The sequence below is a fragment of the Rhizobium sp. 01T444 genome (genome assembly GCF_056398305.1).
Window position 1 is genome coordinate 74129 of record NZ_JBFTPD010000008.1, and the last position, 26279, is coordinate 100407.

A 26279-nucleotide genomic window follows, 5' to 3' on the forward strand; every position below is an offset into this window, starting at 1 on the left:
GAGGGAGGAAAAAGACCACATGGTGGAATCTGCTCGTTTGAGCCTGCATGTCCCCGAACCCGCCGTCCGCCCGGGCGGCCATCCCGATTTTTCCAATGTCAAGATCGCCAAGGCCGGGTCGGTGCCGCGGCCGGAGGTCGATGTCGCGTCCGAAGACATCCGTGAGCTTGCCTATTCGATCATCCGTGTGCTGAACCGCGACGGCGAGGCGGTCGGTCCCTGGGCAGGGTCTTTGACGGACGAGGAATTGCTGACCGGGCTTCGAAACATGATGAAGCTGCGCGCTTTCGATGCCCGCATGCTGATGGCGCAGCGGCAGGGCAAGACCTCCTTCTACATGCAGCATCTCGGTGAAGAGGCGGTCAGCTGCGCCTTCCGCAAGGCGTTGCAAAAGGGAGACATGAATTTCCCGACCTATCGCCAGGCTGGCCTCTTGATCGCCGACGACTACCCGATGGTCGAGATGATGAACCAGATCTACTCGAACGAGAGCGATCCGCTGCGCGGGCGCCAGCTTCCCATCATGTATTCCTCCAAGGAGCACGGCTTCTTCACGATCTCGGGCAATCTCGCCACCCAATATGTACAGGCGGTCGGCTGGGCCATGGCCTCGGCGATCAAGAATGACAGCCGCATTGCCGCGGCCTGGATTGGTGACGGCTCGACGGCGGAATCGGATTTCCATTCGGCCCTGGTCTTCGCTTCCACCTACAAGGCGCCTGTTATCCTCAACATCGTCAACAATCAGTGGGCGATCTCCACCTTCCAGGGCATTGCCCGCGGCGGCTCCGGCACATTTGCCGCCCGTGGCCTCGGCTTCGGCATTCCGGCGCTACGGGTCGATGGCAACGATTATCTCGCCGTCCATGCCGTTGCTCGCTGGGCGGCTGAGCGCGCCCGGCGCAATCTTGGCCCGACGCTGATCGAATATGTCACCTATCGCGTCGGCGCCCATTCGACCTCCGACGATCCGAGCGCCTATCGCCCGAAGACGGAATCGGAAGCCTGGCCGCTCGGCGATCCCGTCCTGCGGCTGAAGAAACACCTGATCGTCAGGGGCGTCTGGTCAGAGGAGCGCCATATTCAGGCCGAAGCGGAGATCCTGGATGAGGTGATTGAGGCTCAACGTCAGGCCGAGGGGCACGGCACTCTGCATGACGGCGGCAAGCCCTCGGTGCGCGATATCTTCGAAGGCGTCTATGCCGAGATGCCGCCGCATATCCGCCGCCAGCGGCAGAAGGCGGGGTACTGACATGGCCCGGATGACGATGATCGAGGCCGTACGCAGCGCCATGGACGTCTCAATGGCGCGTGATGACAATGTCGTGGTTTTCGGCGAGGATGTCGGTTACTTCGGCGGCGTCTTCCGCTGCACGCAGGGCCTGCAGGCGAAATACGGCAAGACGCGCTGCTTCGACACGCCGATCAGCGAATCCGGCATCGTCGGCACGGCGATCGGCATGGCGGCCTATGGGCTGAAGCCCTGTGTCGAAATCCAGTTCGCCGATTATATGTATCCGGCTTACGACCAGCTGACGCAGGAAGCGGCGCGTATCCGCTATCGCTCAAACGGCGATTTCACCTGCCCGATCGTCGTGCGCATGCCGACCGGCGGCGGCATTTTTGGCGGCCAGACCCACAGCCAGAGCCCGGAAGCGCTCTTCACCCATGTCTGCGGCCTGAAAGTGGTGGTGCCGTCCAATCCCTATGACGCCAAGGGCCTGCTGATTGCCGCGATCGAAGATCCCGATCCTGTCATGTTCCTGGAGCCGAAGCGGCTCTATAACGGACCTTTCGATGGCCATCACGAGCGGCCGGTGACGCCATGGTCGAAGCATGATCTTGGCGAGGTACCGGAGGGACATTTTACGATCCCGATCGGCAAGGCTGAGGTACGGCGCAAGGGCTCTGCTGTGACGGTCGTTGCCTACGGCACGATGGTACATGTGGCGCTTGCCGCCGCCGAGGATGCCGGCATCGATGCCGAGGTGATCGATCTCCGGAGCCTTTTGCCGCTCGACCTCGATACCATCGTCAAATCCGTCGCCAAGACCGGGCGCTGCGTCGTCGTGCATGAAGCAACCCTGACATCGGGTTTCGGTGCGGAGGTCGTTTCGCTGGTGCAGGAACATTGCTTCTACAATCTGGAAGCCCCGGTCGTGCGCGTCGCAGGCTGGGATACGCCCTATCCGCACGCGCAGGAGTGGGACTATTTCCCCGGACCCGGCCGCGTCGGACGCGCGCTTGCCGAAGTGATGGAGGCCTGAACCATGGGCGAATTCATCATCAAGATGCCCGATGTCGGCGAAGGTGTCGCCGAGGCAGAACTTGTCGAATGGCATGTGAAGACCGGCGATCCCGTGCGCGAGGACATGGTGATCGCCGCCGTCATGACCGACAAGGCCACCGTCGAAATTCCCTCGCCCGTCAGCGGCACGGTGACCTGGCTTGCCGGTGAGATCGGCGATCGAATTGCCGTCAAGGCGCCGCTGGTGCGCATCGAGACGACAAGCGGAGCCGGAGAGGCGGAACCCGAAACGGTTCCTCAGCCGCGGCCCGCCGAGCCCGTGAAAGCAGAAGCTCCGAAACCCGTTCCGAAGGCACCGGCGCCGGCAGCTCCGCCGACCGAAAAGCCACTCGCTGCGCCATCGGTACGGCTGTTTGCCCGCGAGAGCGGTGTAGATCTAAGGCAGGTGCAGGGCACAGGGCCGGCCGGCCGTATCCTGCGCGAAGATATCGATCAGTTCCTAAACCAGGGGTTGGCGCCCGCTCCGGCGCGTACCGGCCTGGCAAAGAAGACGACGACCGAGGAGATCAAGCTCACCGGTCTTCGGCGCCGCATTGCCGAAAAGATGGTGCTTTCGACCTCACGCATTCCCCACATCACCTATGTGGAGGAAGTGGATATGACGGCGCTCGAGGAACTGCGCGCCACAATGAATGCCGACCGCAAGGCCGAGCATCCCAAGCTGACGGTGTTGCCCTTCCTGATGCGGGCGCTCGTCAAGGCGATTTCCGATCAGCCCGATGTCAACGCCACCTTCGATGATGATGCCGGCATCATCACGCGCCATAGCGCCGTGCATATCGGCATTGCCACGCAGACGCCGGCGGGGCTCACCGTGCCCGTGGTGCGGCATGCCGAAGCGCGCGGCATCTTCGATTGCGCAGTCGAAATGAGCCGGCTGGCGGAAGCGGCGCGTTCTGGTACCGCAACACGTGACGAACTGTCAGGCTCGACCATCACCATCAGTTCGCTCGGGGCTCTCGGCGGCATCGTTTCCACGCCCGTCATCAATCACCCGGAAGTGGCGATCATCGGCGTCAACAAGATCGCGATACGGCCGGTCTGGGACGGTGCGCAATTCGTGCCGCGCAAGATGATGAACCTCTCCTCCAGCTTCGATCACCGCATCATCGACGGCTGGGACGCGGCAACCTTCGTGCAGCGCATCCGCACGCTGCTCGAAACGCCAGCGCTCATTTTCATCGAAGGCTGAGCAATGAAAGAGATTGTCTGCAAGCTCCTCGTCATCGGTGCAGGTCCCGGCGGTTATGTCTGCGCCATCCGTGCCGGCCAGCTCGGCATCGACACTGTCATCGTCGAGGCCGGTAAGCCGGGCGGTACCTGCCTGACGGTCGGCTGCATTCCCTCCAAGGCGCTGATTCATGCCGCAGAGGAATTCGACGCCACGCAGAAAATGCTTACGGGCAAGAATCCGATGGGCATCCGCGTCGAGGGCGCCTCGATCGATCTGGCAAAAACAATCACCTGGAAGGACGGTATCGTCGGCCGGCTGACGAGCGGCGTCTCCGGCCTGTTGCAGAAGGCGCGCGTGAAGATCGTCCACGGCCGCGCTCATTTCCGCGATGGCAAGACGGTCGAGGTAGAGACGGAAACCGGCCAGCAGATCATTCGTGCCGAGACCGTCGTCATCGCCACCGGCTCCGATCCGGTTGAACTCCCGAACCTGCCTTTTGGTGGCCGCGTTATTTCTTCGACCGAGGCGTTGTCGTTGGGCGAATTGCCGAAAAATCTCGTCGTGGTCGGCGGCGGCTATATCGGGCTGGAACTCGGGACAGCATTCGCGAAGATGGGATCGCAGGTGACGGTGGTCGAGGCAACGCAGCAGGTGCTGCCGCAATATGATGCCGATCTCGTTCGGCCTGTCATGCGCAAGATGACCGAGCGCGGCATCCGCGTCTTGACCGGCGCGAAGGCGATCGGCCTTTCCGATGCCGGCGATGGACTTGTCGTCGAAACGCCTGACGGCCGGCAGCAGGCGCTTGTAGCAGACCGTATTCTGGTGACTGTAGGCCGCCGTCCGAGAACGGCGGGCTCAGGCCTCGAAGAGCTTGATCTCGACCGCGCCGGTCCTTTTCTCAGGATCGACGACCGCTGCCGCACGTCCATGCGCGGCATTTATGCCATCGGTGATGTTACCGGCGAGCCTATGCTGGCGCATCGGGCCATGGCGCAGGGGGAAATGGTTGCGGAGATCGTTGCCGGAAAGAAACGCGCCTGGGATAAGCGCTGCATTCCGGCGATCTGCTTTACCGATCCGGAAATCGTCAGCGCCGGTCTGTCCCCGTCAGAAGCACGCGCCCAGGGTTATGATATCAGGACCGGCCAGTTTCCCTTCAGCGCCAATGGACGGGCGATGACCATGCTTTCGGAGGAAGGATTCGTGCGGGTGGTGGCGCGGGCCGACACCAATCTGGTCCTTGGCGCGCAGGCGGTGGGGGCTGGGGTCTCCGAGCTCTCGGCGGCCTTCGCGCTTGCCATCGAAATGGGCGCGCGACTGGAAGATATCGCCGGCACGATCCATGCTCATCCGACGCGCAGCGAGGCGGTGATGGAAGCGGCGCTGAAAGCCCTGGGGAATGCTCTTCACATTTGAGCCGCCCGCGGCCTGCCGATAGTGGAGGCTACTCTGCGTTAGATTCCGCGCCGGTCGAGCGCCGTTCGATGAGTTCTCCCGAAAGGCGGATGGTCGTGGCTACCCGCAGCAATGCCGATGTATCTCCCTCGATCATTTCAACGACGACGCGCACGATCTCATCGACTGGCTGGCGAAAAGTGGTGAGGTTGTAGTGTGGCCAGCCGGCCATCGGGATGTCGTCGAAGCCCGCAACGAGGATATCGTCGGGCACGCGGCAGCCTGCCTCCTCCCTGAGGGCATCGATGCCGCCGATCGCCAGAATGTCGTTGGCAAAGAAGATCGCATCGGTGCTTTTCTTAGCGGCGATTTCAAGCGCGGCCTTGCGGCCGGCATAGTAGCTGTATTCCCGGCCTTCGACCTGGACGCTTAGCGTCATGCCAAGCTCCGCAATCCGTGTGACGAAACCGTTCTGGCGTTCGCGGTTGGTGGTCGTGTGACTGAGACCGGCGACATAGGCGACCCTGCGGGCGCCCTGCCGATGGAAATGATCGGCGATGGCGCGGGCACCCTCGACATTGTTACAGGCCACACAGCTCAGATTCGTGTCTTCGATGACGCGGTTGATCAGGATGGCTGGCCGGCCTTCCGTCGCCCAGCTCAGCGTCGAGCCTGACAAGATCGTCGCAGAAATGACGATGACAGCGTCCACGTTGTATCGCCGCAGTGCCGAAAGCTGCTCTTCGAGGTTCGATCCCTTGGTGATGTTGAAGAGAAGGCTCTGCAGGCCGATGCGTTGCAGCGAGCGCGAGAGTTTTTCGATCAGGCCCGGATAGAAGGGGTTCTGCATGTCGGAGACGACGATGCCGATAATGTTCGTGCGGCTCTTCGAGAGCATGCTGGCGATCGCATTCGGCTGATAGTCGACTTCTGCCGCATATTTCAGGATGCGTTCGCGCAGCTCGGCTGCGATGCTTGCGCCTGGTGTGAAGGCACGCGATACAGCCGATTGGCTGACGCCAAGCATGCGCGCAAGTTCGCGGGCGGTAATCGGCTTTCGGCTGAACGCTCCGCCGGACGGTTCTCCCTGCAAGGACGCCGATCCCTGTTTGCGCATGATCCATTTCCCCGGTTGCCACTACCTTTCCTACACTTTTTGCATTCGGATGCAACAATTTCAATTGCTGCTTATATGCAGTCGCCAAGTCGTCCATTGACAGTTCTTCCAACTCTTGAATCCAGGCGCCCGAGTGCGTCGCAGCATCTAAGAGCCAATGAAATAAGCAAATCTCCGATTTTGTATGCTCGATATCCAGCAGTGAACATTTTTGCAGATTTCGGCATAAAACCTGTTCCAATTTCAATTCAATCGCCGTGTTGCATACGGATGCAAATTGGAAGATGCTTTCCTCAACAACAACACCGGCGCTGAAAACGTCCGTTCTCCGAGGGAATGCCAGTGGGTACGATCATCAAGTCCGTCGAAGCTTTTCAGGTGAAATGGGAGCCCAATGAGCCGCCGGGTCGCCGCACGGCTCTCGTGCGCGTGACGACCGAAGATGGCATCGTCGGCCACGGCGAAGCCTCGCCGATGATGGGCGGCGAGCACTCGCTCGGCGTCGTCAGAGATTTCGCAGCCTCGCTCGTCGGTGCGGATGCGCTCGACCAGTCGGTCCTCTACGATCGGCTGCTGCATAAATATGTAAAGCTCGGCCCGGAAGGCGCCGTCACCGGCGCGCTTGCCGCCCTCGATATTGCCCTCTGGGACATCAAGGGCAAGCACTTCAACCAGCCAGTCTACAAGCTGCTCGGCGGCGCCTGGCGTACGGAACTGCCCTTCTATTCCTCGGTTGGCAACAATGCCGGCCGCACTGTCGATGAAACCGTTCGCGTGGTCGAGCAGCGCTGGAAGGCCGAAAAGCCGGCTGCCATAAAGATCCGCTGGGACGGCGACCGCACGCGTCAGGACTATGATATTCCAGGTGACATCGCCAAGGCAAAGGCCGTGCGCAAGCTGGTGGGCGACGATTTCCCGCTCGCCTTCGATGCCAACAACCAATATTCCGTCGGCGGCGCCATCCGGGTCGGCCGCGCGCTCGAAGAGCTCGGCTATGTCTGGTTCGAGGAACCGGTCCAGCACTATAACGTGCGCGCCATGGGCGAGGTTGCCCAGCGTCTCGACATCACGGTTTCGGCTGCCGAACAGTCCTATACCACCCAGGCTGTCGTCGACATGATCAATGCAGGCGTGCGCATGGTGCAGCCCGATATCATCAAGATGGGCGGCATTACCGGCCTCATGCAGTGTGCCGCGATCTGCTTTGCGCATGGCGTCGAGCTCGTTCCGCATCAGACCCAGCCGACCATCGCCCATGTGGCGAACCTGCATGTGCTTGCGACGCTGATGCACAATACCAAGCCCGCCGAATTCTCCGATCCGTCGACACGCATGCATGTCGGCTTTGCCAATCCGCCGATCCCGGAAGACGGCAAGTTCAAGGTTCCGTCCGGTCCGGGCCTCGGCCTGATCGTTGAAGATGCCGAGCTCGACAAGCGGCGAAGCTGAATATTCTGACAAGTGGGAGGAAATGACATGAACCTGAGAAGACGCCAGTTTCTGGAACTGACCGCGGCCACGGCTGCGATGAGCATGCTTGGATCCGCCATTGCGCGTGCAGCAAGCGATCCCGACACCATCCGCATCGGCATTGCCGCCAGCGGTCCCCGCAGCAGCGATCCGAACTATACGACGCAGGGCGGCGACAACTGGGCGACCGAGCAGATGTACGAACAGCTCGTGCGCCCCGATGACGGCACCTTCGCCACGACGCCGGACCAGTATCGGCCAACGCTCGCCACCGAGTGGTCCGCTTCGTCAGATGCCAAGACCTGGACCTTCAAGCTCCGTCAGGGCGTGCAGTTCCACAAGGGTTTTGGTGAAATGACGGCGGAAGACGTCGTCTTTTCGTTCAAGCGCGCCATGGCCGACGGCACGAACAAGCCGATCCTGTCGAATGTCGCCGATGTCGTCGCGAACGGCCCTTATGAGGTCGTCATCACGCTGAAGAATTCAGACGTGAACCTGCTCGGCACGACAATCTTCCTCAACAACACTTCGATTGTCTCCAAGAAGGCCTATGACCAGATCGGCGCGGACAAGTTCAAGACCGACGCCGTCGGCACCGGCCCCTACGAACTTACCCGCTTCGACAATCAGTGGGGCACAGCGCTGAAGCGCCATGAAACCTATTGGGGTGAAAAGGCGAAAATCGCCAAGGTCGAATCCGTCTATATCGCCGATACGACGGCCCGCACGCTCGCGCTGCTCTCTGGCGACGTCGACATGATCGAGGCCGTCCGCGCACCGGGCTGGGTCGATTCCATGCTGCAGCGCGACCCGACGCTGCAGTTCGACATGACGTCGCCGGGGTCGTTCAACACGCTGCATATCAACCTAAAGCGCAAGCCGTTCGACAATATCAAGGTGCGTCAGGCGATCATGTACGCCGTCGACCGCCATGCGGTCGGCAATGCGCTGAAGCCGATGGGCGGCTTTACGGCCGGCCTGCAGCCCGACTTCTTCCCCGGCGGCTTCAAGACCGAAGACCTGCCGCCGGAGCTTCAATACAATTACGATCCGAACAAGGCCAAGGCGCTGCTTGCCGAAGCCGGTTTCCCCGATGGTTTCGACTTCGACAGCAATGTCAGCCAGCGCGAGGACTATGCCTCCATCATGCTGATCGTGCAGGAGCAGCTGCGTTCCGTCGGCATGCGCATGAACCTGCATATCGGCGATCACACCGCCTATCATGCTGACAATCAGCACGACAAGAATACGCTGGCCCTGCATTCGTCCAGCTATCCGCCGATCCCGACGCAGCTCTACATCCAGCAGCTGTCGACCAAGGCGGAAGTCAAGCCGGATGGATCTGGTGGTATCAACTACAGCCATTACGGCGTGGTCATGCCTGGTATCGACGACCTGCTCGCCAAGGCACTGCAGGCGACCGACTACAAGGCCTATGTCGATTACTGCAAGCAGATCGAACTTCAGGTCCTGCGCGACCTGCCGTTGATCGGTATGTCGACGCTCTCCTTTACAGTTGCCCGCAATGCACGCCTCGACCTCGGCTACAAGGTGCAGAGCGGCTATGCGCGCTGGCGCTTCCACCACGCGACCAAGAAGGCCTGATTTCCAGGTCGCGATGAATGCGAGTGAATGAACATGGCTAGATATTTTCTCCTCCGGCTGGCGGATGCCATTCCGACAATCTGGTTGGTGCTCACGCTCGTGTTTATCGCGATGCGGATCCTGCCGGGTGATCCGGCGATTGCGGCTCTGGGAGACATGGCTCTCCCGGAGCAGCTCGCCGCCTTCCGCCACAAGATGGGGCTCGATGTGCCGCTGTGGCAACAGTACATCAACTTCCTGATCGGCGTGCTCAGCCTCGATTTCGGCCAGTCGTACATGAATGGCGAGCCGGTGCTGCGCCTGATCGTCGCCAATCTGCCTTACACGATCGAGCTGACGGTCGCGGCGATGATCATCGGCGTCGGTGCCGGTGTGCCTTTCGGCGTGCTAGCTGCGACCCATCGCGACCGGCTGCCGGATTCCGGCATGCGTCTCTTTTCGCTCCTTGGCTATGCCATTCCGGACTTTTATCTCGGCGCGCTGCTCCTGATCGGATTTGCGCTGAACCTCGGCTGGTTCCCGATCAATGGCGGCGGCGATGGTTTCGCGGATCGCATGTACCACATCGTGCTACCGGGGCTGACGCTTGCACTCGTCAAAGCCGCCTTCATCGGCCGGCTGTCGCGGACCGCACTTCTGGAAACGCTCGGTAAGGATTATGTCCGCACCGCCCGCGCCAAGGGTGCCCGTGAACCGCGTGTCATCTATCGCCACGGTCTGCGCAATGCGTTGCTGCCGCTTTCGACCGGCATGGGGCTCAGCCTGCTTGCAACGCTGTCAGGGTCGGTCGCCGTCGAGCTGGTCTTCAACAGGCCGGGCCTCGGACGTCTGCTCATCCAAGCGATCAACGAGCGTGACTACGGCATCATCCAGGGTGGCGTCGTTGTCTTTGCGCTCCTCGTCCTTCTCATCAATCTGGTGATGGATCTTCTCTACATCGTCATCGATCCAAGAATCCGGGTGAAATAATGAGCATCATCACGCAAACGCCGGGATCCCCCTTGCAGGCCTTTGAGCAGCCTTCGCTGGTCCCTGCGCCGGGCCTGCTGTCGCTTCTGTCCCGAACGCTGCTCCGGCGGCCCTCGACGCTTTTCGCGTTGGCAATCGCGCTCGTCTTCTTCGTGATTGCGGTCTTCGCACCGCTGCTTGCGCCCTATGATCCGCTGGCCCAAAGCATCCTCTCGATCAACAAGGCGCCATCGGCCGCCCATTGGCTCGGCACCGACCAGTTCGGGCGCGACGTTCTCTCGCGCATGATCCACGGGTCGCGCAACTCGCTGCTGTTCGGCCTGATTTCGCCTGCGCTTGCGGCGCTAGTCGGCACCGCGCTTGGCGTGACCGCCGGCTATTTCGGCGGGCTGATCGATCGCGTCATCAGCCGCTTCATCGACTTGCTGCTCGCTTTCCCGGAACTGCTGCTTGCAATCATCATCGCAGCCGTGCTCGGCGGCGCCTTCTGGAATATCATCGCCGTCATCACCGTTGCCTTCATTCCGGGTTTTGCCCGTGTGGCCCGCGCCTCGACACTGTCCGTCAAGCAGGAGCCCTATGTGGAAGCAGCGATCGCCGTGGGCGTGCGTACGCCCGTCATCATCTTCCGCCATATCATCCCGAATATCGCGGCGCCTATCGTCGTGCTAATGACGCTCTGGGTCGCCTCCGCCATCCGTCTCGAAGCGTCGCTGAGCTTCCTCGGCATCGGCGCCCGTGCTCCCAATCCGAGCTGGGGCAACATCATCCGCGATGGTCTCAACAATCTCTTCGGCTCGCCCTGGCCGATTATTGCCGCCGGCTTTGCCATCACCTGCGTAGTGCTCTCCTTCAACCTGATCGGCGATGCCGTGCGCGACATGCTGGACCCGGAGACGAACCAATGACGTCTAAACCACAGACACCATTGCTCAAGGTTGAAGGCCTCACCGTCGAATTCGGCCCGAAGGATTCTCCGATCCGCGTTGTGAACGGCGTCTCGTTCGAGATCGAGGCCGGCGGTTCGGTCGGCATCGTCGGCGAATCAGGTTCGGGCAAGTCGATCACGTCGTTGGCGATTATGCGGCTGATCCCCAATCCGCCTGGCCGCATCGCGCAAGGGCGCATCGAGCTTGAAGGCGTCAACCTTCTTGATCTGCCGAAGACGAAGCTGCCCGAGATCCGCGGCCGGGACATCGCGATGATCTTTCAGGAGCCGATGAGCTCGCTGAACCCGGTCATGACGATCGGCGACCAGATCGGCGAGGCGATCAAGCTGCATGAGAAGATGAGCCGCGGAGAGCGCCGCGCCCGCATCATCGAACTCCTGAAGCTTGTCGGCATCCCCAATCCGGAAGGGCGTCTCGATGCCTATCCGCACCAGTTTTCGGGCGGTATGCGCCAGCGGGTGATGATCGCGATGGCAGTTGCCTGCAATCCGAAACTTTTGATCGCCGATGAGCCGACGACGGCACTTGATGTGACCATCCAGGCGCAGGTGCTCGACCTGATGGCGAAGGTGCGCAAGACGCTGAACACGGCCGTGCTGCTGATCTCGCACGATCTCGGTGTCATCGCCGAGGTCTGCGATCGTGTCATCGTCATGTATGCCGGCCACGTGGTCGAGGATGCGGATGTCCGCTCGATCTTCAGTAACCCGAGCCATCCCTATACGCGCGGCCTGCTGCAATCGATCCCAAGGCTCGATGACGATCAGAAGCGGCTCTACCAGATCCCGGGTTCCGTACCGACCGCGGGCTCGGTGAAGGAGGGCTGTCCATTCTACGCCCGCTGTCCTTTGCATATCGACAAGTGCCGCAGCGAAATGCCGCCGATGTTTGCCTTCGGTCCGAAGCACAAGGCGGCCTGCTGGGTTACAGCCGAAAACAAGGTATCCCTCCCATCGATCGAGGAGCATATGCGATGAACGCAATCCTGCGGGCCGAAGGGTTGAGCAAGGTGTTTTCCGATGGCGGCATGCTGTCCTTCAAGCAGGAGAGTAGCGGCGTGCGCGCCGTCGATGATCTGAGCTTCGAGATCCTGCGTGGCGAAACGCTGGCGCTTGTGGGAGAATCCGGCTGCGGCAAGTCCACACTCGGACGCCTGCTGTTGCGGCTGATCGAGCCGACTGATGGCCGTGTTTTCTTCGAGGGCACCGAGCTGACGGCGTTGTCGCACGAGAAGATGCGCAGCATGCGGCGCAATGTGCAGATGATCTTTCAGGATCCCTATGGATCGCTGAGCCCGCGGCGCTCCATCGCCGAAATCATCGGCGAGCCGCTGGATGCCTTCGGCCTCATCCGCTCGAAGCGCGAACGGCGCGAGAGGGTCGCCGATCTCCTGACGCAGGTCGGCTTGCCGACGAGCGCCATGGACCGTTATCCCCGGCAGTTTTCCGGGGGCCAGCGGCAGCGCATCGGTATTGCCCGGGCGATCTCCCTCAATCCCGGCTTTATCGTCGCCGATGAGCCGGTCTCCGCACTCGACGTTTCCGTGCAGGCGCAGATCATCAACCTGATGCAGGACCTTCAGGAGAAGAAGGGCTTTTCCTTCCTCTTCATCGCCCATGACCTCGCCGTCGTCCGCCATATCGCTGACCGTGTGGCAGTGATGTATCTCGGCAGAATCGTGGAGATAGGTGACAAGCGGATGGTCTATTCGGCCCCGCAGCATCCCTATACGCAGGCGCTGTTGTCAGCGGCACCCGAGCCCGATCCGGACCGGAAAAGCCGCCGCATCGTGCTTGAAGGCGACGTGCCGAGCCCGTCGCGCATCCCTCACGGCTGTAGCTTTCACACTCGCTGTCCGATCGCGCAGGACATCTGTAAAGTCGAACGGCCCGCTTTGAGAGAGGTAGCGAACGGCCAGATGGCCGCCTGCCATTTCGCCGCTCCCAATCCGATCCCGCCTCGGGTACGCGAAGTTGCCGCTTAACCCTTTCGCTTTGGGCCCTGTAGCCGGCGCCAGGGTGCATGATCCGTCTTGATCGTGATCGAGGCGGAAGACGGCAGCAGCGGTTCGCGCTTGCGTCGTCCGAAGCGGCGTTTGAAGCCAAGGATGTTTTCGATGAAGCTGCGGGCATAGAGGCCGGGCCCGCTGGAATAGATGCGCCAGCCGCCGTCGACGTCGATCTCGCCCTCCTTGACCTGGTCCCAGTCGCTCATCGCCTGATAGCGGTCAGGGAAGGCGGCATCGCTGCTGCTGAAATAGGTGTTGCGCTGGCGCAGTGAGGCGTGTGGCAAGGCGTCGGTCACGGCGATCGGATTGACGAGACCGATCGTCTTCCAGAGCGCCTTTGCATCCTCAGCAATTGCCAGGGTCTCGCAATAGCGCAGATGCGCATGCACATACATGAGGCCAATCTCGCGGCCGAAGAAGGATGAAGATTCCGCACGCCGGAACAACGTCTCCGGACCGCCGGCATAGGTCGCAGGCTTCTCCATCAGGCGCACGCCGTCGGGGAAGAGCAGGTGCTTCTCGATCAGTTTCATGTGCTGTTGCCGCTGTTCTGGCGTGAAAAGTTTGCCGAGCATCGCCTGCGTCATCGAGATCAGCGAATAGTGCAGGCCGGTACGCTGGTCATCGGGATGCAGCAGCAGCTCGACGCCGTCATGGGTGGGATCGAAGATGCCGTAACCGGCGACCACGCCATCGCGGATCAGGTGTTTGTTGAAGTCGCGCCGCATGGCGGTGGCGATCTTGCGCAGTTCCGTGGCGTCAGCAGCCTGGCCGATGCGACGCAGGATAGCGGAATAACGCACGATCTGTTCATAGAGCAGGGAAACGGTCCAGCTGCTCACCATCCAGTCGCGCAGATGCGGATCGGCCGGCTGCAGGGAATCGTTCCAGTCGCCTTCGCCGTAGCGGATCAGATGCGTGCCGGGAATGAAGCGCTCGCGCACGGTAGCGAGAAGCTTGTCGACATGGACGGTGATCGTATCGGCCGGTGCCCTGCCCATGGTCTTGTCGTCGCGCCAGACCACCTTTTCATCGAGGACGGCGAGATCGCCAGTTGCCTCGATATAGTCGCAGAGCGCCTTCAGCGGCCAGACGACGATATCACCGTGGCTGTCGCCGGAGCGGATGTTGGCATAGGGTTCCAGCATGAACCATTGCGGCCAATCGCCCTTTTCCAGGTACTGCTCGCTGAAGACAGTCTTGACCACTTCCTTGGCTTCGCGGTCATGCTCGTAGGCGAGCAGGAATTCCACCGGCCCCTGGCAGGCATCGCGCGTGCCCCAGGCGGCGCCCGTATATTGCTCCAGCCCGTGCGGGACGCTGAGATGCACGATTGCATCATGTGCGAGCCAGGGCAGGATCGCGGCATGCGCCACCGCATCGGCTTTGGGCTTGTCGAGTGTCAGGCCGCGAATGGCGTGCTGCCAGAAACGCGAAGCTGGATCGAGCATCGCCTCCTGCGTGATGCCACCTGCGTAGCGATCGGCCAGACGCTCGGCCTCTGCCATGTCCGTCATCGAGCCGACGACGGCGAAGGCGAGCGATTGTGTCTCGTGGGAGCGCAGGGCAATGTAGGCGCCGTTGCGGGCCACGCCGTCTTCATAAAGAAACTCGTCGCCGCCAACCGCCTCGACGGCGCCAGGCGTGGAGCTCACCAGCCAGTAGCTGGCATCGGGAAAACGCTCGCCCCAGAGCCAATGCGGGTCTGGGCGGAAGCGGATGCGCTTGGCTTCTGCGTCGAATTCGGCATAACCGCTTGTGTCATATTCCCGCTCGCCGAGAACGAGATGGCCGAAGACCAGGAAGCGGCAGGGCTTACCCTCGACAGAGACGGCCCATTGCATGGCGGGATCTTCGCCTGACGCTGTCGCCGTGACGGTGATGGTGCGGTCGCCAAGGCGATAGATCCAGCGGCAATCGCTGAGGCCCATATCGAAGGCTGAAGGCACGCCGAGAAGCTGCCAGCCCTGACCGATATCAGCAAGGATGCGCAGCCCGCTGGCCCGCGTCAGATTGTAGGGATCGCGGGAGACCGAAAACAGTTTGTGGAAGGACGTATTGCCGATCGTCAGCTGCGCGGCAAATATGCCCTGCATCCAGCAGGTCGATGCCAGCGTCACGTCGTCGAGCAACATGTTCTGGCCGCTGCGTACGATCGCGCCGTGACGGCGCGCGACCTGCAGTTCCTTCTCCCGCAGAACCACATGGCGATTGAGGGCGCCCTCAGGCACGAAGAAGGACAGCAGCTTTCCGTCTGCGCGCTCTTCGAGCATACGATCGGGATAGAGGCGGGTAAGCGCCTTGTCGTCCAGCGTCTCCACCGTCAGCAGCCCGGCATCCTGCACGATGCTGCGCGGCGGTACTTGCTCGGCCGGACCAGCCACCGTCTTTTCGACGACTTTCAGATGATCGAGGCGGGAAAGATCGGCATTGTCGGAGGCTGCCTGATGATCGTTGAGGAACAAGCCGAAGAAGCTCGCAGTGACGCCTTCGGCCGAAACGGCAAGCGACTTCGACTGAAGGGCCGGGCAGGCCATTTCATGTTGCCGGCGCTGGCTTGGCAGATCCGTGCCGAAGGGACCGACGAGAAGATCGTCCTTGCCGGCGGTCGATTTGACCAGCTGGATCGCATCAGTAGCGTAAGCTGCAACACCTTCCAGGCAGCCCTGCGCGAGCCAAGGATTGCGCCCGCCGCCCTGCTTGAGGTTCTGCCGGTTCATCACCACTGGCCCGAAGGCCGGATGCTCGGCAATGTGGTGATCGACATATTGCGAGGCATAGGCTTCGCTGTTCATCAGGAAACCGCGATCGCCGAGGCCGATATCCTGAACCAGCACGAGATCGGCCGGCAGCTTTTCCGCGCCGGAATGTGCAAGCGCCACATGCCAGAACCATGTCGTCTCGGAAGGGGCAAGCACGAGGCTTACCTGATAGTTGATGTCGGCGACGTTGCCGCTCCAGGAGAAGCCCGCTTCGCTATGGCCGAACTTGCCTTTCGCCCTAGGCCCGACGATCTCGGCAACGGCAGGCTTCTTGCCGCCGATCCGCAGATAGAGCCGTCCGACACCGCCGGAAAGCGGCGATCCCTGGAGCTGATTGACCTGCACCGATCCGAGGCTGTCGGCGTAATCGATTGAGAACAAAGTGGCATTCGGCAGTGCGGATATGGAAAGGCCGGAGCCGTTGGCGATCGTCAGAAGGCCGAGGTTGTCGCGGCGGGGCATCTGCAATTTGCGATTCAGTCTCGAGGGCATGTGAGATCTCGTGTCGCCTAAAAGGGAATCGGAGAATGATGCAAAATGTTTGAGCGAAATACTACCTAATGTCACTGGTTAGATCGTGGCGCACAGATGACGAATGCACCTGAGCGAAGCGGTGAAGGGCCATCAGGGATGCTGCCGTCGACGCCCAGGAAAATCATCGCGCCTGTCAGCAGGTTGCCGTCCAGCAATGCTGAGGACGACTCCACCGAGAGCCATCGTCGCGAAAACGGGGGAGTTTGGGGGAAATTAGCTACCAGCGACACCCGCGATTCGAACCTCTATTCGCGTTCTGACGGTGACTGCGCTCAATCCGTGCACCGAACCAAGACTGTAAAGATACACGGGAACTGGCCTGGCGACCTTTACTGGCACCGAAGACGCAGCGCGGGGGCTTTCACCCGTCTCGCTTGAGGCAACGCTAAGCTCGAGCGAGGCCCATACCGCGAGGCAACAGGCGAAAGCGATAAAACACACGATGCCTGTCTCCAGAATGAAACATATTGGCGTGCCTGCTCTTTTATCCGGGTCTTGGGGCATGATTGGTGCAGTTCCATTGAATTGCGGTAACGATTTGGTCGTCAGCATCCGGACAGCGGCCAGGTCGGCCGCTTTTCTAAGAAGCCCTGCGGAATTTCCACGGTTTCCGCCTCCAAGGCCGACGCGGCGAAAGAGCCGGGTCTTGACTGGTTGCGTATGAGGCAAACCAATCGCATTGCTGCTTCTGACAGAGGCATTTCCTTAGGCCGTTACGCAGTTGTTAGAATACCCCTGATCAATGACCGCATGCATCTATACCGAGGTGTAGCGATGCCGGGACAAAGAGGTAGGTCGACCGACGCTGTATTCAAAAACGCGCTGGAGCTGTCCTCGCACTATCCGGTGCAGATGTGTGTCGATGGGCAGGCGCCAACGTCGAAAGCTGGTAACCTGCTGGTTGCCAATTTTCCGCTCGGTTTGGCAGATGGGCAGCCGAATGAGTGGACGAAACGACCCGTTATCTCCTCGTTGGGAGGATCCGAAGGAGCTGATAGGGCTAGCTCGCGGTTTTGGCTATACACCAATTGTAGGCGCTGGCTAGACCTCCGTATAGATGCGTAGACGACAGCGAAGTCATAACTTCTTCGTATCGGAATTGATCGGAACAAAGCATCTGGATCGAGGCCGACACGCAACGTTGTCGGAACCGTTGTCACCTCTCCCGACTGCTACTAACGCGGATCAGATAGCTGTCGAATCCGTCGGTAGGAGTCTGCATGTTCAACTCTTAGCCACGGAGCCGGCGGTAACATCCATTCGGCACTGTTCGCGGCCTAACATCTCACCATCAGCGTCCAGGAAGTCGCCAAATTCCGGCTAACCCGCGAAAAATCATGCCTAAAGGTTGACGCTGTCATTCTCGCGGCGTCACCGAAGTTCAGCAGGAGACACTATATGTCGCAACTTCTCGAAGAGAACGATCAGGTTCCATCGATTTGTGTAGCAGGCGCGGGCGCTATCGGCATCACGATTGCCGCAAGATTTTCGATCGTCGGTTTCCGCGTAAGGTTGATCGCTCGAGGCGGAAGCCTAGCCTCGATAAGGGAGAACGGGATACGGCTGCTGGACAAGGAAGGGGATCACCGCTCACAAGTGGAGGTTGGCCGGGCGGCAGACTTTGGCCCGCAACATATCTTATTCCTGTGCGCAAAATCTTACGACCTGCCGGAATTGGCCGCGTCCTTGCAGCCGCTCATTACCAGTGAAACGACGATCATCCCGGTCGTCAATGGTATCCCGTGGTGGTACTTCGACGGCGAAGGTGGGCTGTGGGACGGTCCAGTTGTTCGGTCTGTCGACCCAAAGGGCAACCTGAAGAAATTGATGCCATCGCGGCAAATCATAGGCACGACCACTGTCATAACGGCCGAGCGTTTGGGTTGGGGGACCGCGCAAACCTTCAATCCGTTGCAGATGACGATCGGGGAGCTTGATGACCGACTGTCTGCACGTGTCGGCGAATTGGCAGCGATTCTAAATACCGCAGGAATCGACGTCCGTGTCGCCACGCGCATTCGCGATGCCGTTTGGACGAAGGTCGTACGCAACCTTATCTCCAATCCGGTGACCGCAATAACGGGTGCGACGCTTCGTGAGAATTTCGGCAATCACTATCTCTCTGACGTCAGCCGACAGATGCTTCGGGAGGTCATTCCTGTCATCGAGGCCTATGGTGGCAAACTTGAGGTCGATCCCGATGCGATCATTGAATCCGGTCGAATGCTCGGAGATGTAAAGACTTCGATGCTCCAGGATTTCGAGAAAGGAAATCGGCTTGAGCTTGCCTCGATTTGCGATGCCGTCATCGAAATGGCGGAGCGGCAAGGAATAACAATGCCGGTTACGGAAGCCGTTACAGGGATCGCTCATTTCAGAAGCCAGGGCGAGCCGGCTAATGCAGCCTAGGGGACATTGCACGTAGTCCGCACATAGCTCCCGAATGTTCCGAGCTACCAAAGTGTTGCATAGCGACGCTGCTGCGGTGGCGCTACGGAACCCGCCGCGAGAGTTCACTGGAGACGTTAAGATGAAGAGCGAACAACCCCCGAGCATCACTATGCTCATCATAATACCTTTAGGCCTTTCGGCTGTCTTCTTACTGGACATCTTGGGACCGTACGACCCGGTCGTGGGCGTACTGTATCTTCCGTTGATATTGTTCTCGACCAGGGTGTTGTCCGGATTTGCAGTGGCCTATGTCGGGCTTGCTGCTGGCGTATTGACCTGCGCCAGTTTCGTGCTTGCGAACAACGAGGGCTTTGACAAAATAACCTACGACCAACGGGGAGCGATTTTGGCGGCAATCGCGGTAACGACTACATTTGCGGTTGTCTTATCCCGCCGCCGACAGGGATCACAAGCACGGTGATATGACGTGTTTGAGGTTTTCGGCGTGACCCGGTCACCCTTCATCGCCATTTTCTGTCGCAGCCCTTGTGGCAAAGCTTTGGGCTCCCGTCTCGACCCCTGGAGTCGGGGAGAGTGTGGTCCGCGTGGAAGTTGAAGCCGCAGCAAGCCGAGCTCCAGTTACGTGTATACATCCGACTTGAGACCCGATTTGCAGCGAGTTCTCCGACCCGGCCGGTCGTCAAGCCTGGGCCGCAACGGGGAGACCGGTTTCGGCCGTCAGACCGCAGGCGGCAAAAACCTCCCCGACGCCGATGAGTACGGGCCGGTCGAGGCCGATTCCGGCCATGGCCGAAGAAAGATGATCGAGCCTGCCGGTCCAGCGCCGCTCGTCGGCATTGGCAACCGAACTGACGATCACGACTGGTGTTTTTGCATCGAGGCCAGCCTTGATCAACCTGTTCTGGATCGCTCCGGCGGTGCGTCCGCCCATGTAGAAGATCGTCGTTTTTCTTGAGTCTGCGATCGCCTGCCAGTCGATCGTGTCAGGCAGGATGCCATGGCGCGAATGTCCAGTGACGAATTGAACGCTCTGCGCATGATCACGATGCGTCAGGGACACGCCGAGCCGCGAGGCCATGGCGCTGGCCGCCGTGATGCCGGGGATGACCTCGACCGGAATATTGTTCTGCCTCAGATAGGCAATCTCCTCTCCGGCGCGGCCGAAGATCATCGGGTCGCCGGATTTCAGCCGGGCAACGTTTTTGCCGGCCTTGGCGAAAGTCAGCATCATCTCGTTGATATCTTCCTGGCGGCAGCTCGTGCGCCCGCCACGTTTGCCGACGAGCAGGCGTTTTGCCTCGCGCCGCGCCAGTTCCAGAACCTCGTCCGACACCAGATCATCGAACAGGATGACATCGGCGGCCTGCAATGCCCGCACGGCCTTTAGCGTCAGATATTCCGCATCGCCCGGACCGGCGCCGACAAGCGCCACCCGCCCGACGAGGCGTGTCTGAGCGGGCCTTTCCATATCAGCAAGCATGTCGCGGGCGCTTGCTTCCGTCGGTTCGGCTCCGAAAGCGCGATCGACAAAACGCTCCCAGAAGGCGCGGCGCTCTGCGCCGTGTTTAAGACGAAGAGCAATCTCCTCGCGCAGTGACTGGGCAAGGACCGCCCAGGATTTCAGGGATGTCGGCAACAGCGTTTCGATGCGGCGGCGAATGGCCTGGGCGAGGATCGGTGCCGCTCCATCCGTCGAGATCGACACCACGACAGGCGAGCGGTTGACGATGGAGCCGAACTGGAACTGGCAGAAAGCCGGCTTGTCGATGATGTTGACGGGAACGCCGGCTCGCCGCGCCGCTTCGAAAAACGTTCGAGCCTCGGCCTCATCCTCGCAGTCCGCTATGGCAAGGGCCGCACCTGCAAAAATATCTTCGCGCCACGCCATTGGACGGTGGATGAGCGCGCCTTCAGGATGTGGCGCGCCGCGCTCGATGAGAGTGGCGCAGGCTTCGCCGAGGTGCTCCGCATGGATCTCGACCTTCGCACCGCAGGCGGCCAGCAGTTCCGCCTTCCAGGCACAGGCATCCGAGCCGCCAGCGATGATCACCCGTTGTCCGGCAAGCGACCAGAAGACCGGCAGCTTGGCAAGCGGCGCCATGCGAGCGGGCGCCCGGTCGGCAATATCATTCAGCAGCGTCTGCAACACAGGCATTGATGATCCCCCTGATTTCGGCGCGGCAAGAACCGCAATTGGTGCCGGCCTTGAGTTCGTTGCCGATCGCCTCGACGCTGCGGCAGCCGGAGCGGACGGCGGCGGCGATCTGGTTGACGCCGATGCTGAAGCAGGAACAGACCGTCGCACCCGGATCCGGTCTGTCGGCGCCCGGTCGGCCGGCGATGACGGCAAAGCGGCGACGCAGATTGCTGTGATCGGCAGTCAGCTGCGACACCGCCCAGTTGCGCGCGACGGCAACCGGCTCTCTTGCAAGGAAGAGCGCGGCAAGCAGCCTCTCTCCGTCGAAGAAGGCGATCCGCCGGTCGCCGGATTGCTGGTCGGCATAACCCAAGGGCTCGATATGGTCGGCAATGCCGAAGCTTTTTCGACACCAGGCCATCCAGTCTTCGATGCCGTTATGGAACGCAAGCTCCAGCCGCCATCCGCCATCGGCTTTGGCGAGTGCCCAATAGTCCGCGTCCGCCACATCAGGCTTTGCCACGCTGACAGCGAAGCCATAGATGGCAGCGCGATAGCGGCTGACGGCAACCGCGACATTCTTCGAGGCGGGCTGACCCGAAACAGGGTCCGTTGCGGGTTTGACGACGGCGCCGATCCGCGCCTCAGCCGAATTCTGGTCGCTCCAGTGCATCGGCACGAAGACGCTGCCGCGTGCCTGCCGGTCGGTTACCAGCGCGCGGATGATGGCCTTGCCATAGCTGCTTTCGATCTGCACGAGGGCGGCATCGGCCACGCCAAGTTCCATCGCGTCGCGCGGATGGATTTCCGCGAAAGGCTCGGCGATATGGGATGACAGCCGCGCGCTCTTTCCCGTCCGTGTCATGGTGTGCCACTGGTCGCGAATGCGGCCCGTATTCAGAGTGAACGGATAGGCTGAATCTGTTCTTTCGGTTGCCGGCGCTTCGACGGCAATGAAGCGCGCCTTGCGATCGGTGTGGAAGAAACCACCCTGGGCAAAAAACCGCGTTTCCCTTTCCTCTGCTCCGAAAGGCTGCGGCCACTGAAACGGTTTCAGCACATCATAGGCTGGCGCCTCCGTCTCGGCATAGGCGCCGATGTCGAAGTCGCGGCTGCCATCATTCTCGAAGGCGGAGAGTGCCGCGTGTTCGGCGAAGATGTCGGCCGGAGACGTGTAGTTGAAGGCGTTAAAGCCCATCCGGCGGCCGACTTCTGCCATCTGCCACCAGTCGGCGCGCGCCTCTCCCGGCAGAGCGAGAAAGGGGCGCTGCCTCGATATGCGGCGTTCCGAATTGGTGACCGTTCCGTTCTTCTCACCCCAGCCGAGCGATGGCAGCAGCACATGCGCGTACCGGGTCGTATCGGTCTCGCGCAACATGTCGGACACCACCACGAAGGGGCAGGCAGCAATCGCAGCCTCGACACGACGTGCATCCGGCAGGGAAACGACGGGATTGGTCGCCATGATCCACAATGCCTTGATGCGGCCTTCTTCGACGGCGCGGAACAGATCGACTGCCTTCAGGCCGGGCTTGGCGGCAACCTCAGGCGCATTCCAGAAGCGCTGCACCCGGTCGCGATCGTCAGCGCTTTCGATCGCCATATGGGCTGCCAGCATATTCGCGAGTCCGCCGACCTCGCGCCCGCCCATGGCATTCGGCTGTCCCGTCAGCGAAAACGGCCCCATGCCGGGGCGGCCGATGCGGCCGGTTGCCAGGTGGCAATTGATGATCGCGTTGACCTTGTCAGTGCCCGACGTGGACTGGTTGACGCCCTGGCTGTAGCAGGTGACGACCTTCTCGGTCGTCTCGAACAGGCGAAAGAATTCCCTCACCTGCATGGCCGGCAGGCCGGTGCGCTCAAGCAGGTCGTCTACCGATAGCGCAGCGGCAGCGGCGAAAGTCGCACCAAAACCTTCCGTATGGGCGCCGATATAGTTCTGGTCGATAGCAGGGCTTGCCGCGAGGTGGGCCAGAAGCCCCATGAAGAGCGCCACGTCGCCGTCGGGACGGATGGCAAGATGCAGATCGGCAATATCGCAGGTCATCGTCCGGCGCGGATCGATGACGACGATCTTCAGGCCCGGCCGGGCCGCTTTGGCGGCAGCCAGCCGCTGGTAGATGACAGGATGGCACCAGGCGAGGTTGGACCCGGTCAGTATGACGAGATCGGCAAGTTCCAGATCCTCGTAGAGACCGGGAACCGTATCCGAGCCGAAAGCGCGGCGATGGCCGGCGACCGAGGAAGACATGCAGAGGCGGGAATTGGTGTCGATATTGGCGGAGCCGATGAAGCCCTTCATCAGCTTGTTGGCGACATAATAATCCTCGGTCAGAAGCTGACCCGAGACATAAAAGGCGACGGCATCAGGGCCATGTTGGGCGATGGTCTCGGAAAATCTGTTGGCGACGAGAGCGAGAGCTTCATCCCAGCCTGCCCGTCTGCCATCGATTTCGGGATGGAGCAGCCGACCGTCGAGATCGATGGTTTCGGCAAGCGCCGAACCTTTGGAACAGAGCCGCCCGAAATTGGCCGGGTGCTCCGGGTCCCCCTTCACGGTCACGGTGCCGGCCTCGTCCACCCGAGCGATCACGCCGCAGCCGACACCGCAATAGGGGCAGGTGGTCCTGACCTCCGCTCCCATCATTCGGCCGCCATAACGAGGCTTTCGAGCGCGATATAGAGCCTGCCGCCCTCGTTCCTGAGCGGGATGGTACGCACCGCGCCGTCATCGGCGCCGAGTGCCTTGCCAGTCTCCAGCGAAATCACCCAATTGTGTAGTGGGCAGGTGACGGCATTTCCATGCACGATGCCCTCGGAAAGCGGCCCGCCCTTGTGCGGGCAGCGGTTTTCGATCGCATAGACCTCGTCCTCGCCCGTGCGGAAGACGGCGATATTCATATGCGGGGTCTTCACGCAGCGGGAGCCACGCAAAGGAATATCGGAGATCTCGCCGATCGGGTGCCAGTTCATGGTTGATCTCCTCACTCTGCCGCCTGATTGAAGCCGATGGTCGCCATCGGCCGGAATTCGTGCTTGTCCTTGCCCGAGACGCGCTCCGACCAGGGGTCGACCTGGGCGAACTTCTGGGAAAAGACGAAGCGCTCGTAATAGGCCTTGCGCTTGTCGTGATCCTCCATGATCTGCCGGCGGATCTCATCGAGGCCGATGCGCTTGGCCCATTTGTAGATGCGCTCGAGATAGCGGCCCTGTTCGCGATACATCTGGGTCAGCGCCACGATATGTTCGAGCGCTTCGTCCTCGGTCTTCACCAGGCCGAGCACTTCCGTGCCCTTGATGTCGAGACCTGCAGCCCCGGCGAAATGGATCTCGAAGCCGGAATCCACGCAGATCACGCCGATATCCTTGCAGGTAGCCTCGGCGCAGTTTCGCGGACATCCGGACACTGCCATCTTCAATTTGGCCGGTGTCCAGGAGCCCCACATGAATTTCTCGATGCGGATGCCGAGGCCGGTGGAATCCTGCGTGCCGAAGCGGCACCAGTCGGAACCGACGCAGGTCTTCACCGTGCGCAGGCCCTTGGCATAGGCCTGGCCGGAAATGAAGCCGGCCTTGCCGAGATCGGCCCAGACAGCCGGCAGGTCTTCTTTTTCGACGCCGAGCAGGTCTATGCGCTGGCCGCCGGTCACTTTGACCATCGGGATCGCGAACTTGTCGACCACATCGGCGATAGCACGCAGCTCGCCGGAATTGGTCACTCCGCCCCACATGCGTGGCACGACGGAATAGGTGCCGTCCTTCTGGATATTGGCATGGACGCGTTCGTTGATGAAGCGCGACTGATAGTCGTCGGCATATTCGTCCGGCCAGTCACAGACGAGATAGTAGTTGAGTGCCGGGCGACATTTGGCGCAGCCGCCGGATGTCTTCCATTCCAGCTCCTGCATGATGGCGGGTATGGTCTTCAGCTTTTTCGCCTTGATCAGGCGGCGCACATCATCATGGCCGAGTTCCGTGCAAGTGCACATAGGCTGCACGGCTTTCGGATTATAGGCATCACCCAGCGTCAAGGACATGAGCTGCTCGACAAGGCCGGTGCAGGAGCCACAGGAGGCCGAAGCCTTGGTGTGGGCGCGCACATCATCGAGCGATGTCAGCCCCTTGGCCGTGATCGTTGAAGTGATTTTGCCCTTGCAGACGCCGTTGCAGCCGCAGATTTCCGCATCATCCGGCAAGGCTGCAACGGCCGCCATAGGGTCCAGCGGGGACCCTCCCTGATAGGCCTGGCCGAAGATCAGAGTGTCGCGCATCTCGGAGATGTCGACCGCCTTTTTCTTGAGATCGTTGAACCATGCGCCGTCGGAGGTTTCGCCATAAAGCACCGTGCCGATAATGCGGTTGTCCTTCAGCACCAAGCGCTTGTAGACGCCCGCGGTTGCATCGCGCAGCACGATTTCCTGCCGGTCATCACCGTCGGTGAAATCACCCAGAGAATAGAGCTCGATGCCGGTAACCTTGAGCTTGGTCGGCGTATCGGAATGCACGAAGCCCGGCTTGGTATCGCCCGCAAGATGGGAGGCTGCCACACGGGCCATCTCGTAGAGCGGTGCGACAAGGCCATAGACCATGCCGCCGACTTCGGCGCATTCGCCGAGCGAGAAGATGTCGCCATCGGAGGTCTGCATGCCAGCATCGACGACGATGCCACGATTGACGGCAAGCCCGGCTTCCTTGGCAAGATTGACGTTCGGGCGAATGCCCACCGCCATGACGACGAGCGTAGCCGGAATGATCGTGCCGTTGTCGAGCTCGACGCCTTCCACCTTGCCGTTGCCGATGATCTGCTTGGTATTGGCCTTGCAGATGACTTTGATGCCGCGTTCCTCAACGGCCTTCTGCAAGAGGTAGCCGGCGGCGGGATCAAGCTGGCGCTCCATCAGCGTCGGCATGACGTGCAATACGGTGACATCCATGCCCCGCTGGGCAAGCCCGGCGGCCGCTTCGAGCCCAAGCAAGCCGCCGCCGATGACGATCGCCTTTTGCCGCGACTGGGCGGCGAGCAGCATGGCTTGCACGTCATCGAGGTCGCGGTAGGTGATGACGCCGGGCAGATCCTTGCCGGGAACGGGAATGATGAAGGGCACAGAGCCCGTGGCGATGACGAGCTTGTCATAGCTCTCGGTCACACCATGATCCGAGGTGACTGTCTTCCTGTCGCGGTCGATCGAGACGATCTTGTGGCCCTTGTAAAGGGTGATGCCGTGGTCGATGTACCAGCCATCGCCATGGATGACGATCTGCTCGTAGGTCTTTTCGCCCGAGAGGACCGGCGAGAGCATGATGCGATCGTAATTGACGCGCGGCTCGGCGTTGAAGATCGTAACCTGATAACGGCCCGGCGCCTGTTCGAAGAGGTGTTCCAGCATGCGCCCAGGCGCCATGCCGTTACCGATGATGACGAGTTTTTCGGTCAT

Annotated in this window: 18 protein-coding genes; 12 read left to right on the forward strand and 6 right to left on the reverse strand. The window is 61.0% G+C overall.

The features are described from left to right. The first annotated feature begins 19 nt into the window (after positions 1-19). From AC1DTN_RS13965 to lpdA, 4 genes are read left to right on the forward strand one after another with little or no spacing between them, the layout of a single operon-like run. Positions 20-1252: a thiamine pyrophosphate-dependent enzyme gene (locus tag AC1DTN_RS13965; protein ID WP_439017473.1), complete on the forward strand. Its 1233-nt coding sequence runs from the start codon at positions 20-22 to the stop codon at positions 1250-1252. 1 nt (position 1253) lies between these two features. Further along, positions 1254-2267: an alpha-ketoacid dehydrogenase subunit beta gene (locus AC1DTN_RS13970; protein ID WP_439017474.1), complete on the forward strand. Its 1014-nt coding sequence runs from the start codon at positions 1254-1256 to the stop codon at positions 2265-2267. A gap of 3 nt (positions 2268-2270) precedes the next feature. Then, positions 2271-3500, forward strand: coding sequence for a dihydrolipoamide acetyltransferase family protein (locus AC1DTN_RS13975; RefSeq protein WP_439017475.1), 1230 nt, complete (start codon positions 2271-2273; stop codon positions 3498-3500). 3 nt (positions 3501-3503) lie between these two features. Further along, on the forward strand, positions 3504-4901 hold the full coding sequence (lpdA, locus tag AC1DTN_RS13980) for a dihydrolipoyl dehydrogenase (RefSeq protein WP_439017476.1): 1398 nt from the start codon (positions 3504-3506) through the stop codon (positions 4899-4901). A 28-nt stretch (positions 4902-4929) separates the two neighbouring features. Here the strand turns inward: lpdA and AC1DTN_RS13985 are convergent, their stop codons facing one another. Continuing rightward, the gene (locus AC1DTN_RS13985; RefSeq protein ID WP_439017477.1) at positions 4930-5997 is read right to left on the reverse strand and encodes a LacI family DNA-binding transcriptional regulator; all 1068 of its coding nucleotides are present in this window, start codon (positions 5995-5997) and stop codon (positions 4930-4932) included. A gap of 342 nt (positions 5998-6339) precedes the next feature. On the opposite strand from AC1DTN_RS13985, the gene AC1DTN_RS13990 reads away from it, so the two are divergent. From AC1DTN_RS13990 to AC1DTN_RS14015, 6 genes are read left to right on the forward strand one after another with little or no spacing between them, the layout of a single operon-like run. Next, entirely contained in the window at positions 6340-7446 is a 1107-nt protein-coding gene (locus AC1DTN_RS13990; RefSeq protein ID WP_162747925.1) for a mandelate racemase/muconate lactonizing enzyme family protein, read from the forward strand. A 27-nt stretch (positions 7447-7473) separates the two neighbouring features. Continuing rightward, positions 7474-9072 (forward strand): ABC transporter substrate-binding protein, encoded by a 1599-nt coding sequence (locus tag AC1DTN_RS13995; protein WP_477921470.1) that lies wholly within the window; start codon positions 7474-7476, stop codon positions 9070-9072. 33 nt (positions 9073-9105) lie between these two features. Beyond that, on the forward strand, positions 9106-10041 hold the full coding sequence (locus AC1DTN_RS14000) for an ABC transporter permease (RefSeq protein WP_477921472.1): 936 nt from the start codon (positions 9106-9108) through the stop codon (positions 10039-10041). After that, positions 10041-10949 carry an ABC transporter permease gene (locus AC1DTN_RS14005; protein WP_477921474.1) on the forward strand — a complete coding sequence of 303 codons (909 nt, stop codon included), beginning with the start codon at positions 10041-10043 and terminating at the stop codon, positions 10947-10949. The genes AC1DTN_RS14000 and AC1DTN_RS14005 overlap by 1 nt, the downstream gene beginning before the upstream one ends. Continuing rightward, positions 10946-11968 (forward strand): ABC transporter ATP-binding protein, encoded by a 1023-nt coding sequence (locus AC1DTN_RS14010; protein WP_477921476.1) that lies wholly within the window; start codon positions 10946-10948, stop codon positions 11966-11968. Before AC1DTN_RS14005 ends, AC1DTN_RS14010 begins: the two co-directional genes overlap by 4 nt. Then, positions 11965-12975: an ABC transporter ATP-binding protein gene (locus AC1DTN_RS14015; RefSeq protein WP_477921478.1), complete on the forward strand. Its 1011-nt coding sequence runs from the start codon at positions 11965-11967 to the stop codon at positions 12973-12975. The genes AC1DTN_RS14010 and AC1DTN_RS14015 overlap by 4 nt, the downstream gene beginning before the upstream one ends. On the opposite strand, the gene AC1DTN_RS14020 is transcribed toward AC1DTN_RS14015, so the two are convergent. Further along, a complete protein-coding gene (locus tag AC1DTN_RS14020) occupies positions 12972-16253 on the reverse strand; it encodes a GH36-type glycosyl hydrolase domain-containing protein (RefSeq protein WP_477921480.1) in 3282 nt (1093 codons plus the stop codon). The genes AC1DTN_RS14015 and AC1DTN_RS14020 overlap by 4 nt on opposite strands. A 1440-nt stretch (positions 16254-17693) precedes the next feature. Between AC1DTN_RS14020 and AC1DTN_RS14025 the strand changes: the two genes are divergently transcribed. After that, positions 17694-18704 (forward strand): ketopantoate reductase family protein, encoded by a 1011-nt coding sequence (locus AC1DTN_RS14025; protein ID WP_442207509.1) that lies wholly within the window; start codon positions 17694-17696, stop codon positions 18702-18704. A gap of 121 nt (positions 18705-18825) precedes the next feature. After that, positions 18826-19167 (forward strand): hypothetical protein, encoded by a 342-nt coding sequence (locus tag AC1DTN_RS14030; protein ID WP_442207510.1) that lies wholly within the window; start codon positions 18826-18828, stop codon positions 19165-19167. 219 nt (positions 19168-19386) lie between these two features. Here AC1DTN_RS14030 and cysG read toward each other — a convergent pair whose 3' ends face one another. Genes cysG through nirB form a run of 4 tightly spaced genes read right to left on the reverse strand, consistent with a single transcriptional unit; the run spans position 19387 to position 26279 of the window. Further along, on the reverse strand, positions 19387-20862 hold the full coding sequence (cysG, locus tag AC1DTN_RS14035; RefSeq protein WP_442207511.1) for a siroheme synthase CysG: 1476 nt from the start codon (positions 20860-20862) through the stop codon (positions 19387-19389). Then, positions 20834-23488: a nitrate reductase gene (locus tag AC1DTN_RS14040; protein WP_442207572.1), complete on the reverse strand. Its 2655-nt coding sequence runs from the start codon at positions 23486-23488 to the stop codon at positions 20834-20836. The genes cysG and AC1DTN_RS14040 overlap by 29 nt, the downstream gene beginning before the upstream one ends. Then, entirely contained in the window at positions 23488-23817 is a 330-nt protein-coding gene (gene nirD / locus AC1DTN_RS14045) for a nitrite reductase small subunit NirD (RefSeq protein ID WP_007816845.1), read from the reverse strand. Before nirD ends, AC1DTN_RS14040 begins: the two co-directional genes overlap by 1 nt. 11 nt (positions 23818-23828) lie before the next feature. Beyond that, the gene (gene nirB, locus AC1DTN_RS14050) at positions 23829-26279 is read right to left on the reverse strand and encodes a nitrite reductase large subunit NirB (protein ID WP_442207512.1); all 2451 of its coding nucleotides are present in this window, start codon (positions 26277-26279) and stop codon (positions 23829-23831) included.